Annotated in this window: 11 protein-coding genes; 10 read left to right on the top strand and 1 reads right to left on the bottom strand. The window is 59.9% G+C overall.

Going from position 1 to position 11,818, the window contains the following annotated elements:
- The first annotated feature begins 135 nt into the window (after positions 1 to 135).
- The 10 genes from ndk to AACQ95_RS07080 all read left to right on the top strand — a co-directional run bounded on the left by ndk (position 136) and on the right by AACQ95_RS07080 (position 9,849).
- On the top strand, positions 136 to 564 hold the full coding sequence (gene ndk / locus AACQ95_RS07125) for a nucleoside-diphosphate kinase (protein ID WP_043136750.1): 429 nt from the start codon (positions 136 to 138) through the stop codon (positions 562 to 564).
- A gap of 166 nt (positions 565 to 730) precedes the next feature.
- Positions 731 to 1,834: a bifunctional tRNA (adenosine(37)-C2)-methyltransferase TrmG/ribosomal RNA large subunit methyltransferase RlmN gene (locus AACQ95_RS07120; RefSeq protein ID WP_098984356.1), complete on the top strand. Its 1,104-nt coding sequence runs from the start codon at positions 731 to 733 to the stop codon at positions 1,832 to 1,834.
- A 12-nt stretch (positions 1,835 to 1,846) separates the two neighbouring features.
- The gene (gene tapF, locus AACQ95_RS07115; protein WP_098984355.1) at positions 1,847 to 2,638 is read left to right on the top strand and encodes a PilW family type IVa pilus biogenesis/stability lipoprotein TapF; all 792 of its coding nucleotides are present in this window, start codon (positions 1,847 to 1,849) and stop codon (positions 2,636 to 2,638) included.
- A complete protein-coding gene (locus AACQ95_RS07110) occupies positions 2,628 to 3,563 on the top strand; it encodes a RodZ domain-containing protein (RefSeq protein WP_241278176.1) in 936 nt (311 codons plus the stop codon). The genes tapF and AACQ95_RS07110 overlap by 11 nt, the downstream gene beginning before the upstream one ends.
- 10 nt (positions 3,564 to 3,573) lie before the next feature.
- Entirely contained in the window at positions 3,574 to 4,689 is a 1,116-nt protein-coding gene (ispG, locus tag AACQ95_RS07105; protein ID WP_043136741.1) for a flavodoxin-dependent (E)-4-hydroxy-3-methylbut-2-enyl-diphosphate synthase, read from the top strand.
- Between the two features lie 139 nt (positions 4,690 to 4,828).
- Positions 4,829 to 6,106, top strand: a complete 1,278-nt coding sequence (hisS, locus tag AACQ95_RS07100; protein WP_241278175.1) for a histidine--tRNA ligase — start codon at positions 4,829 to 4,831, stop codon at positions 6,104 to 6,106.
- Between the two features lie 3 nt (positions 6,107 to 6,109).
- Positions 6,110 to 6,760 (top strand): YfgM family protein, encoded by a 651-nt coding sequence (locus AACQ95_RS07095; protein WP_042865878.1) that lies wholly within the window; start codon positions 6,110 to 6,112, stop codon positions 6,758 to 6,760.
- Positions 6,753 to 7,937: an outer membrane protein assembly factor BamB gene (gene bamB, locus AACQ95_RS07090; RefSeq protein WP_043136735.1), complete on the top strand. Its 1,185-nt coding sequence runs from the start codon at positions 6,753 to 6,755 to the stop codon at positions 7,935 to 7,937. Before AACQ95_RS07095 ends, bamB begins: the two co-directional genes overlap by 8 nt.
- A gap of 74 nt (positions 7,938 to 8,011) precedes the next feature.
- Positions 8,012 to 9,511, top strand: a complete 1,500-nt coding sequence (gene der / locus AACQ95_RS07085; RefSeq protein ID WP_042865880.1) for a ribosome biogenesis GTPase Der — start codon at positions 8,012 to 8,014, stop codon at positions 9,509 to 9,511.
- Positions 9,512 to 9,615: 104 nt separating this feature from the next.
- Positions 9,616 to 9,849 carry a zinc ribbon domain-containing protein gene (locus AACQ95_RS07080; RefSeq protein ID WP_241278174.1) on the top strand — a complete coding sequence of 78 codons (234 nt, stop codon included), beginning with the start codon at positions 9,616 to 9,618 and terminating at the stop codon, positions 9,847 to 9,849.
- Positions 9,850 to 10,203: 354 nt separating this feature from the next.
- Here AACQ95_RS07080 and mltF read toward each other — a convergent pair whose 3' ends face one another.
- Entirely contained in the window at positions 10,204 to 11,694 is a 1,491-nt protein-coding gene (gene mltF / locus AACQ95_RS07075) for a membrane-bound lytic murein transglycosylase MltF (RefSeq protein ID WP_241278173.1), read from the bottom strand.
- Positions 11,695 to 11,818 lie beyond the last annotated feature (124 nt).

The following is an 11,818-nucleotide window of genomic DNA, read 5'->3' as shown; positions in this document are numbered from 1 at the left end:
GGTGATGTTGTTTTAAGGACGTGTTTGTTTAATAAAAAGTTGCTTTTTTGTGTGTTATTTCGGTTTTTGTTTACGTATAATCGCCGCCGAACATGGATTCTAACAATAAAACTCTGTAGTTAAGGAAAGATCTCAATGGCCATCGAACGTACCTTCTCTATCGTGAAACCGGATGCTGTCAGCAAAAACCTGATCGGTGCCATCTACAACCGCTTCGAGAGCGCTGGCCTGAAGGTCATCGCCGCCAAGATGCTGCACCTGAGCAGCGAGCAAGCCGCCGGTTTCTACGCAGAACACCAGGGCAAGCCTTTCTATGATGCGCTGGTCAGCTTCATGACCTCTGGCCCTGTGATGGTACAGGTGCTGGAAGGGGAAGAGGCCATCCGCCGTCACCGTGAAATCATGGGGGCGACCAACCCGAAAGAGGCCCTGGCCGGTACCCTGCGTGCCTGCTACGCCGAGAGCATCGACCGCAATGCGGTGCACGGCTCCGACGCCCCGGCCTCTGCCGCCCGTGAAATTGCCTACTTCTTCTCCGACGACGAAATCTGCCCGCGCGGCTGATCTTGCCCTGAGATGATCAAGGGAGCCTCGGCTCCCTTTTGTTTTTTGGCCTTTTGGTCAATATCCTCTTATTCTCCAGCTGGAAAGCCGGACCCATTATTTGTACAATGCCGCCCCCTGACATCGTCAGCCAATAATTTGTGTAGTTTGTGGACTGAGGCCTTTGATGAGCGAAATAAAAACCAACCTGCTGGATCTTGATCGGGATGCCATGCGTGCCTTCTTCGTCGAACTGGGCGAGAAGCCATTCCGGGCAGATCAGATCATGAAGTGGATCTATCACTTCGGTTGTGATGATTTCGATCAGATGAACAACGTCAACAAGGTACTGCGCGAGCGCCTGAAGGCGATCGCCGAGATCCGCGCGCCACAAGTGAGCCGTGAACAGCGTTCCGCGGACGGCACCATCAAGTGGGCGCTGCAGGTCGGCGATCAGGAAGTGGAAACCGTCTACATTCCGGAAGAGGACAGGGCCACCCTGTGCGTCTCCTCTCAGGTCGGCTGTGCGCTGGCGTGCAAGTTCTGCTCCACGGCCCAGCAGGGTTTTAACCGCAACCTGAAAGTGTCCGAGATCATCGGCCAGGTATGGCGCGCCGCCAAGATAGTCGGTGGCAAGCGCCCCATCACCAACGTGGTGATGATGGGTATGGGCGAGCCGCTGCTCAACCTCGCCAACGTGGTGCCGGCCATGCGTCTGATGATGGATGACTTCGGCTACGGCATCTCCAAGCGCCGGGTGACCATCTCCACCTCGGGTGTGGTGCCGGCGCTGGATATCCTCGGCGATCAAATTGATGTGGCCCTGGCCATCTCCCTGCATGCGCCGAACGACAAGCTGCGTTCCGAGATCATGCCGATCAACGACAAGTACAACATCGAGGACTTCCTCGCCGGTGTGCGCCGTTATCTGGCCAAGTCCAATGCTAACGGTGGTCGCGTGACGGTGGAGTATGTGCTGCTCGATCATATCAATGACGACATGCAGCATGCCCACGAGCTGGCCAAGGTGCTCAAAGATACCCCGAGCAAGATCAACCTGATCCCGTTCAACCCCTTCCCGGGCAACCCCTATGGCAAGCCGAGCAACAGTCGCATCGACCGTTTCTCCAAGGTGCTGATGGAATATGGCTTCACCGTCATAGTCCGCAAGACCCGTGGTGACGACATAGACGCCGCCTGCGGTCAGCTGGTGGGAGAGGTGATAGATCGCACCAAACGCACCATGAAAAATCGGATGCAACAGGATGGGATTTCCGTCAAAATGGTTTAAATTGCTAAGCCATTGTATAGTCAGGGAATGGATACACGTACATTGATCGTAGTGGCAGCGCTCTGCGCGCTGCCAGGCTGTGTTACCGAGACCACTTACGCGGGCCAGAATTCGACCCAGCGTGAGGTGGGTCCCGACCTTAAGGCGGCTGCCCAGACCCGTCTGGACTTAGGCATTCAATATTTGCGACAGGGCAACGCCGAGCAGGCCAAGTTCAACCTTGATCGCGCCCTCCAGTACGACCCCGACAACCCTCAGGTCTACATCGGCTTCGCTTACTTCTACCAGCAAGTAGAGGATTACAAGGCGGCCGAGGAGAGCTACAAGAAAGCCCTCGCCATGGATCCGTCCAATGCTGACGCAATGAACAACTATGGTGCCTTCCTGTGCAACCGTGGTCGCTTCGACGAGGCGGAGAAGGCATTCCTGCAGGCAATCAGCCAACCCAATTACATCAAGATTGCCGATACCTATGAAAATGCGGCACTTTGCGCCGCGCAAAATCGCAGAAATGATAAAGCAAGCGAGTACTATCGCTTGGCCTTGGGGTATAATCCCCGCAATCCAAGGTTATTGCTGGACATGGCTGAGCTTTCCATGAAAGATGGCAAGCTGCCTGATGTGCAGGCCTATCTCGCTCGTTTTGCCGATGCGTCAGACGAGAACGAGAGCAGTCTCTGGTTGAGATTGCGGCTGGCTCAGGCCATGGACAAACCGGCACTCCTTCACCAATTCGGGACTGAGCTGGTAAGGCAATATCCCTCTTCGCAACAAGCCAAGCGTTACTTAGCCAATGACTACTGAACAGCCACACGATTTTCAAGACGACTCTCAGGCAGCAGGCCCAGGCCAGCTGCTGCGCAACGCCCGTGAACAGCTTGGCTGGACACGAGAACAGGTTGCGTCCCGCATTCACCTTCGTCTGACCCTGATTGCTGCGATCGAATCAGATACGTATGACAAGCACACTTCCCATACCTTTATCCGGGGCTACCTGCGTACCTACGCCAAGCTGGTCGGCATCCCGGATGAGACCATACTGGCCGCCTACGACAAGCTGGGGCTGACGCCCCCCGACAACATCGACATGCAGAGCTTCTCCCGTCGCTCGCGCCAGCAGGCCAACGACAGTCGACTCAAGGTGGTGACCTGGCTGGTGATCCTGGTGCTGATCGCGCTCTCCGTCGCCTGGTGGTGGCAGAGCACTGCGCGCCGCTCCGCCGGTGACGAAGCTCTGGCGGCCACTGAAATGAGTGCGACCGCCAACCCGCAGGGGGCAACCCTGTCGTCAGCGGCGGATGTGGTCGACCCTGTGCTCATGCCTGTTGCCTCCGATGCGATGGCAACGACCGCAGAGCCGACCGTGAGCGGCGCTGCTGCCACGGCGCCGCAGGTTGAGGCCAGCAGTGCCGCCGTGGCGACTGTGACCTCTGCGAGTGTGGCGACGCTGCCGGTCGCTGACGATACGGCCGCGGATCCCGCCAAGGCACCTCAGCTCAAGATGAGTTTCACCGCCGATTGCTGGCTGGACGTCAAGGACGCCAAGGGCAAGACACTGTTCAGCGGCCTGAAGAAGGCAAATGATCAACTGGTATTGGAAGGACCCGAGCCGCTCAAGTTCATCATTGGCGCGCCCATGGCGGTCAATATCGAATATCAGGGCAAGTCCATCGACATGAGCCGTTACAACAACGGCCGGACTGCTCGCCTCTCACTGCCGCAGGAGTAATCTGTCCGCCATGTCCGCTCACGAATCTCCCATCATTCGTCGTAAATCCAGGCAGATCATGGTCGGTAACGTACCGGTTGGGGGCGACGCCCCCATCACGGTCCAGACCATGACCAACACCAAGACCACGGACGTGGCCGCCACCGTCGAGCAGATCCGGCGGATCGAGCGGGTTGGCGCCGACATAGTCCGGGTCTCGGTACCCACCATGGAAGCGGCGGAAGCCTTCAAGCTCATCAAGCAGCAGACCCGTATCCCCATCGTTGCCGACATCCACTTCGACTACCGCATCGCCCTGAAAGTGGCCGAGTACGGCGCCGATTGCCTGCGCATCAACCCGGGCAACATAGGCAACGAAGAGCGGGTGCGTGCCGTGGTCGACTGCGCGCGCCACTACAACATCCCGATCCGCATCGGCGTCAACGGCGGCTCTCTTGAGAAAGACATTCAGGAGAAGTACGGTGAGCCGACCCCGGAGGCGCTGCTCGAGTCGGCCATGCGCCACGTGGATTACCTGGATCGCCTCAACTTCGACAACTTCAAGGTGAGCGTCAAGGCGTCTGACGTCTTCCTGGCCATCGGGGCCTATCGCCTGCTGGCCAAGCAGATCGAGCAGCCGCTGCACCTTGGCATCACGGAAGCGGGCGGTTTTCGCGCCGGCGCGGTGAAATCCGCTGTCGGGCTCGGCATGCTGCTGGCCGATGGCATAGGCGATACCATCCGCATCTCGCTGGCGGCCGATCCGGTGGAAGAGATCAAGGTAGGCTTTGATATCCTCAAATCCCTGCGCATCCGTTCCCGCGGCATCAATTTCATCGCCTGCCCCTCCTGCTCCCGTCAGGAGTTCGACGTGATCGGTACCGTCAACGCCCTGGAAGCGCGGCTGGAAGACATCATCACTCCCATGGATGTCTCCATCATCGGCTGTGTGGTGAACGGGCCGGGCGAGGCGCTGGTCTCCGATCTGGGGCTGGCGGGGGCCGCCAACAAGAGCGCCTTCTACGAGGGTGGTCAGCGGGTCGACCGGCTGGACAACAAGGATCTCATCCCGATCCTGGAGCGCCGCATTCGCGCCCGGGCGGCCATGCTGGATCCGGCCAACCAGATCCAGGTGGACGAGGGTTGAGCCAGTGCGGGGCCACCTAGGGTGGCCCCGTCTTTAGGTTGCTGATTTTAAATCCCGCATTGGAACGCCCTGATTTTACCTCGGGGTCGAAAATCCCTATAATGCGGCCAAATTTCACGTCTTTTTCTCGAGTATCAACGTGGCAAAACAGATCCAAGCTATTCGCGGTATGAACGATTGCCTGCCGGAGCAGAGCCCGGTATGGCAGAAAGTAGAACAGATACTGCGCCAAGTGGTCGCCAGCTATGGCTACAGCGAAGTGCGCATGCCGATCGTCGAGCAGACTCATCTGTTCAAGCGTGCCATCGGTGAAGTGACCGACGTGGTCGAAAAAGAGATGTACAGCTTCGAAGACCGCAACGGCGACAGCCTGAGCCTGCGTCCGGAAGGGACCGCCAGCTGTGTCCGCGCCGGTATCGAGCACGGCCTGCTCTACAACCAGGAACGCCGGATGTGGTACATGGGCCCCATGTTCCGCCACGAGCGTCCCCAGAAGGGCCGTTACCGCCAGTTCCACCAGTTTGGGGTCGAGCTGTTTGGCATCAACGGGCCGGATATTGACGCCGAACTCATCATGCTGACTCACCGTCTGTGGCGTCTGTTCGGCATCAGCGATCATGTCACCCTGCAGCTCAACACGCTCGGTCAGAGTGCCGAGCGCGCCGCCTATCGCGATGCGCTGGTGGCCTACCTTGAGCAGTACAAGGATCAGCTGGACGAAGAGAGCCAGCGCCGCATGTACAGCAACCCGCTGCGGGTGCTCGACTCCAAGGATGCCAAGGTTCAGGCCATTCTGGTGGATGCCCCGCGTCTGTTCGATCACCTGGGCGAAGAGAGCCTGGCTCACTTCGAGGGGCTCAAGCGCCTGCTCACCTCCGCCGGTATCCAGTTCGAGGTGAACGAGCGTCTGGTGCGCGGCCTTGACTATTACAACCTCACCGTGTTCGAGTGGGTCACCAACAGTCTGGGTGCCCAGGGCACCGTCTGTGCCGGTGGCCGTTACGACGGCCTGGTGGAGCAGCTTGGCGGTCAAGCGACCCCGGCGGTGGGCTTTGCCATGGGCATGGAACGTCTGGTGCTGATGCTGGAGACCCTCGAGCTCAATGCCGACATTCGTCCTGCGGTGGATGCCTATCTGTGCATGGTGGGCGAGGGGACTGAGCAAGCGGGCTTCCAGTTGGCCGAGCGTCTGCGCGATGCCCTGCCTGACCTGCGCCTGATGAGCCACTGCGGTGGCGGCAACTTCAAGAAACAACTCAAGCGTGCCGACAAGTGCGGCGCGGCCATTGCCCTGATCCTCGGTGAAACCGAGGTGCAAAACGGGGAGATCACCATCAAATATCTGCGTGGCCAGGCCGAGCAACAGACCGTCAAGGTCGACGCCGCCATTGCCCTGCTGGCAGCCAAAGGAGAGTAAGCAGTGGAAGTTTATACCACCGAAGAACAACAGGTTGAGGTCATCAAGAGCTGGTGGAAAGAGAACGGAACCTCGGTGCTCGCAGGAACTGTTATCGGTCTGGTTGGACTCTTTGGCTGGCGTTATTACAACGAGCGTCAGCAGACCAATCAGGAAGCCGCTTCCCAGGCTTACAACGAGATCTCGGCCCAGCTGGCCAAGGGTGATGCCGCCGCCTTCGAACAGGTGCAAGGCTTTATCAGTGCCCATCAGGGTGACTCTTATGCCGAGCTGGCCGCCCTGCAACTGGCTGCCGCTGCCGTCAAGGCAAACAAGCTGGACTTGGCTGCCGAGCAGCTGACCCAGGTGGCAAACAATGGTGATGAGAGCATTCGTCCCATCGCCGCCCTGCGTCTGGCTCGCGTGCTCAACGATCAGGGCAAGGCCGACGAGGCCCTGGCCCAGCTTGGCAAGATCAGCAATGACGCCTTCAAGGCCCAGGTGGCGGAAGTGCGTGGCGACATCCTGCTCAAACAGGGCAAGGCCGAAGAGGCGCGCGATGCCTATCAGGCGGCGGCCGATGCCGGCGGCCTGCAGGGCAGCGCCGAGCTCAAGCTGAAGATGGACGATCTGGCGTTGCCAGCCGTGACCACGGGTGGAGCTCCGGATGCGTAATCTGTTCAAGATGGTGGCGTTGGGGGCGGCAGTCTCCTTCGCCCTGCAGGGGTGCTCCCTGTTCAGCTCGGAAGAAGATCTCAACCCCATGGCACCTTTGCCCGTGGTTGAGTCTGCCTTCACCGCCGACACGGCCTGGTCCTCTTCCGTCGGGGATGGCATAGGCGACTTCTATTCCCAGCTCAAGCCGGCGGTGGAAGAGGAGCGCATCTATGCCGCGGCCCGCGATGGCGATGTGACCGCCTTCGATCGTGCCAGCGGCAAGGAGCTGTGGAGCGTGGATCTGGCTGATCTGCCCATCAACGCCGACAAGCGCAGCGCCCGTCTCTCCGGCGGTCTGGTCTCTCGCTACGGCAAGTTGTTCCTCGGCTCCGAGAACGGGGTTGTCTACGCCCTGAACGAAGAGAACGGGGAAGTGCTGTGGCAGACCACGGTGCCGGGTGAAGTGGTGGCAAGCCCCGCCGTCGAAGACGGTCGTGTGGTGGTGCTGACCACTTCGGGTCGCCTGGTGGCGCTCGATACCGATGAAGGCAAGTTGCAGTGGACCCTGGCGGAAGAGCAGCCGCCGCTGACCCTGCGCAGTGCCGGTGCCCCCATCATTACCAACGGCGCCGTGCTCTATGGCCGTGCCGATGGCAAGGTCGGCATTGCCCTGCTGAGCAACGGCCAGCCGGTGCGTCAGTCCAAGGTAGCCGATCCGCGCGGTGCGACCGAGCTGGATCGCATGGTGGACGTGGATGCGACGCCGCTGATCGCCGGTGATGAGCTCTATGCCATCGCCTACAATGGTCAGCTGATGGCACGCAAGCTGATGACGGGTGACGAGGTGTGGAAGCGCAAGTATTCCGGCTACCGCGACATGGCGGTGACCGGCAATGCCATAGTGCTGACCGACAGCCGCAGCCATCTGTTTGCCGTTGACAGACGCAACGGGCTTGAGCTGTGGTCCAATACCCAGCTGGAAAACCGCACCGTGACTGCCCCCGTCATCCTGGGTGACTATGTGGTGGTCGGCGATGTGGAAGGTTACCTGTATTGGCTGGATCGTACCGACGGGTCCATCAAGGCCATGCAGCAGCTCGACAGCAGTGGTCTCTACGCCGCCCCTCTGGTGGACGGTGACACCCTGTATGTGCAGAGCCGTGGCGGCAAGTTGTACGCTATCAAGCGTCCCTGATCGTCCGATAATGTGAATATCCGGCTCCTGGTCTTCGGACCCGGAGCCTTTGTCGTCTTGAGAATGAGGCTTTTATGACTCCTGTAGTAGCCCTGGTGGGCCGCCCCAACGTGGGGAAATCCACCCTGTTTAACCGCTTGACCCGTACCCGGGATGCCCTGGTGGCCGACTTCCCCGGTTTGACCCGGGACCGTAAATACGGTCAGGCGAAGTTGGGCGAGCTGGAATTTATCGTGGTGGATACCGGTGGTATCGATGGCACCGAAGAGGGGATCGAGCTGAAGATGGCCGAGCAGTCCCTGCTGGCCATCGAAGAAGCCGATGTGGTGCTGTTCATGGTGGATGCCCGTGCCGGTCTGACCGCCGCGGATCAGGCCATCGCCGAGCACCTGCGCAAGACCCACAAGACGGTGTTTCTGGTGGCCAACAAGACAGATGGCATCGACGGTGACTCCGCCGTGTCCGAGTTCTACGGTCTGGCGCTGGGGGAGGTCTACCAGATCGCTGCCGCCCACGGCCGTGGCGTGCTGAGCCTGCTTGAACTGGCGCTGGCACCCCATCTGGAAACCCTGGTCGAAGCCGCTGCCGAAGAAGATGCGCAGGATGAAGAAGAGGAGGACTTCGACGAAGAAGCCCTGCTGCGCATGGTAGCCGCCGGTGATCTCGATACCCGGGAAGATACCAAGGAGACCCCGTTCGCCGACTTGCCCATCAAGTTCGCCATCGTCGGTCGCCCCAACGTTGGCAAATCGACCCTGACCAACCGCATGCTGGGTGAAGACCGGGTCATCGTCTATGACATGCCGGGCACCACCCGCGACTCCGTCTATGTGCCGATGGAGCGTGACGAGCAGAAGTACGTCATCATCGACACCGCCGGTGTGCGTCGTCGTGGCAAGGTGCATGAGACGGTGGAAAAGTTCTCCGTCATCAAGACCCTCAAGGCCATCGAGGATGCCAACGTCTGCCTGCTGGTGATCGATGCCCAGGAGACCATCACGGATCAGGACTTGAGCATCCTCGGCTTCGTGCTCCACTCAGGCCGCTCAGTGGTGCTGGTGGTGAACAAGTGGGACGGCCTGGATCAGAAGGTGAAAGAGGACGTCAAGAACGAGCTGGACAGACGTCTGGGCTTCATCGATTTCGCCCGTGTCCACTTCATCTCCGCCCTGCACGGCAGCGGCGTCGGCCACCTGTTCGAATCCATTCAGGAGGCGTACCAGTCCGCCACCCGCCGTACCAGCACCGCCATGCTGACCCGCATCATGCAGATGGCGCAGGAAGATCACCAGCCGCCCATGGTGAACGGTCGCCGCGTCAAGCTGAAGTATGCCCACGCCGGTGGTTACAACCCGCCGCGCATCGTGATCCACGGCAACCAGTTGAACGATCTGCCGGATTCGTACAAGCGGTATCTCATCAACTACTTCCGCAAGTCGCTCAAGATCATGGGCTCCCCGATCCGGGTCGAGTTCCAGGAGTCGGCCAACCCGTTCGAGGGCCGGAAGAACACCATGACCCTGAGCCAGGAGCGTCAACGCAAGCGCCTGCTCAAGGCCAAAACCAAGAAGTAAGGCCCAGCGGCTGCCCTCACCGGCAGCCGTTTTTTCTTGGGGAGAGGCGAGGGGGATCTGCTGTGGGGCGACCCACAGCAGATCCACTTTGAGAGGAGTCGAGTATGAGCACCCTGATATGCCCGGCCTGCGGCGCCGAGCTGGACAGCCGCAGTCCCGAAGTCTGCTGTAGCCAGTGCCAGGCCCGTTATCGCATCCGCGCCCTGTGTCCGACCTGCCAGCAGGATCTGGAGCGGCTCAAGGCCTGCGGTGCCGTGGATTACTTCTGCAACCACTGCAACAGCCTGGTGTCGAAGCGCGCGGTGCACTTCGAGGCGAGCCCGGCAGGGCTGGCGTGAGGCAATAAAAAACCCGGCAAATGCCGGGTTTATGCTGTGTGTTCTGCTATCAGCAAGGTGTAGGAGCGGTTTCTGCGCCATATCTTGCGTTTGGTGTCATTGAGCTTGAGTTTGCGTCTGGGGCTCCAGGCGCACTTTGCTTTTCTGACCAGAGTAGTTCTTTTACGAGCTCGCATCTTGGTCTCCTCCCATTGAATGGCCATCCCGGCCTCGATGAATGGAGCCCATCTGAAAATGCTGTCATCCAGCTGACAAGCTGCTGAAATCAGGCGATAAAAACAGTTTCGGACAGGCCCCGGCACATCCGGATGGTAACAGAGAACCTACCGGTAAAACAAACTTGTCAACAAGGGTTCAACGCAGGGTGATCTGCTTGACCACTTCGGCGATGACGGTGGGATGTTCGGCACTGGGCGGCTCGCTGCTGTCGTCGTCATCCAGCTCCTCGCGGCGGTGGGCCTTCTGCTGCTCGTTGTCGAGCCAGAGCAGGCTCTGGTAATACTGGCGCACGTTGTTGACGTAGTTGCGCGCCTCGCCGCCCCTGGCATAGCCGTAGCGCGCCTTGCGGTGCCAGCGTGCCTGCTGCAGCAGGGGCAGCACCTCTTTCACGTCGCTCCAGGCGTCGGGATTCTTGCCGAGCTCCTTGGTCAGGCGGCGGGCATCCATCATGTGGCCGTAGCCGATGTTGTAGGCGGTGAGGGCAAACCACACCTTCTCGTCATCGGGCACGGAGGCGGGTACCTTCTCCATCATCTGTTGCAGATAACGGGCACCGCCCTTGATGCTCTCCTCCGGGTGCAGCCGGTTGTTGACCCCCATCGCCTTGGCGGTGGGTTCGGTCAGCATCATCATGCCGCGCACGCCCGTGTAGGAGCGCGCCTCCGGATCCCAGTGGGATTCCTGATAGCTGATGGCGGCCAGCAGGCGCCAATCCACCACGCTGGCGTGGGTCTTGAACAGATCCTGATACTTGGGCAGCAGACTCTTGGCCCGTTGCAGGAAGGTGCGGGTGTCGACGAAGTCGAAGTTCTGCACGTGGCCGAAGTACTTCTCGTCCAGCTTGGCGATGGCGCCATCCATGAAGCGCTGGCCGAAGAAGTCGATGATGCTGGCGTAGAGGCTGTCATCGGGCAGCTTGGTCATGGCCCAGGCCACCGTCTGGTTCTTGGAGAGGGTCAGCCCCTCGGTGAGCTCGGGGTAGTAGCGCTGGGTACGGGCCAGCACAGTATCCTGCACCACTGTGTAATCAATCTTGCCGTCGGCCACCTGCTTGAGCAGCTCTTCCACATCCGCGTCCCGGTTGGTGCTCCATTTCAGGTTGGGGTGCTGCTTGCCGAGCTCCTTGAGCAGATCTTCCCCGGTGGAGCCGGCAGGCACCACTATGGAGCCCTTGAGATCACCAATCCCCTTGGGCTTGGGGGAGCCGTTGCGATAGACCAGCTTGGGGGAGACCTGATAAAAGCCGGGGCCGAAGCGAAACAGGGCACGTCGCTCCGGGGTGACCACGATGGCGGCGGCGGCGAGATCCAGCTTGCCCTTCTTGAGCAGCTCGACCAGTTCGGCGGTGGAGTAGACGGGGACTATGGTGAGCTTGACGCCCAACCAGTCGGCATAGCTTTTCGCCAGCTCGTAATCGAAGCCCTGGGCGGTCTCGTCACGCTGGTAATAGGAGGTGGGGCCATAGATGGTGCCAACCCGGATCTCGCCCCGTTGGCGGATCTGTTCCAGCTGGCTGGAGGGGGTGTAGAAGTCACAGCCGACCAGGGTCAGCAGCAACGTCAGCCCGATAAACAGTCGAAAAATGCAGCGCAAGTAGGTGAGTACCCTTGTTGAAAAAATCGGCATTTGTCAAAAAAGAGGGACCTTTATACCAGAGAGTGTGCACCGAGTCACACTTGGCAAATCAAGAAAAACGTTTGTCCGGCGTCGGCCTGATCCCTATAATACGCGCGTCTCAATTCCCCCCCAC

It is taken from the genome of Aeromonas sp. MR19 (assembly GCF_963899305.1).
Lineage (GTDB): Bacteria > Pseudomonadota > Gammaproteobacteria > Enterobacterales > Aeromonadaceae > Aeromonas > Aeromonas bestiarum.
The sequence above is the reverse complement of the archived record's forward strand: the minus strand, read 5'-3'. Positions and strand labels throughout refer to the sequence as shown.

Bases quoted from the DNA above. Each gene is read 5' to 3' on its own strand.
- ndk (WP_043136750.1), top strand. From the start codon at position 136: ATGGCCATCGAACGTACCTTCTCTATCGTGAAACCGGATGCTGTCAGC.
- bamB (WP_043136735.1), top strand. From the start codon at position 6,753: ATGCGTAATCTGTTCAAGATGGTGGCGTTGGGGGCGGCAGTCTCCTTC.
- AACQ95_RS07110 (WP_241278176.1), top strand. From the start codon at position 2,628: ATGACTACTGAACAGCCACACGATTTTCAAGACGACTCTCAGGCAGCA.
- mltF (WP_241278173.1), bottom strand. From the start codon at position 11,694: ATGCCGATTTTTTCAACAAGGGTACTCACCTACTTGCGCTGCATTTTT.
- AACQ95_RS07120 (WP_098984356.1), top strand. From the start codon at position 731: ATGAGCGAAATAAAAACCAACCTGCTGGATCTTGATCGGGATGCCATG.
- AACQ95_RS07080 (WP_241278174.1), top strand. From the start codon at position 9,616: ATGAGCACCCTGATATGCCCGGCCTGCGGCGCCGAGCTGGACAGCCGC.
- ispG (WP_043136741.1), top strand. From the start codon at position 3,574: ATGTCCGCTCACGAATCTCCCATCATTCGTCGTAAATCCAGGCAGATC.
- der (WP_042865880.1), top strand. From the start codon at position 8,012: ATGACTCCTGTAGTAGCCCTGGTGGGCCGCCCCAACGTGGGGAAATCC.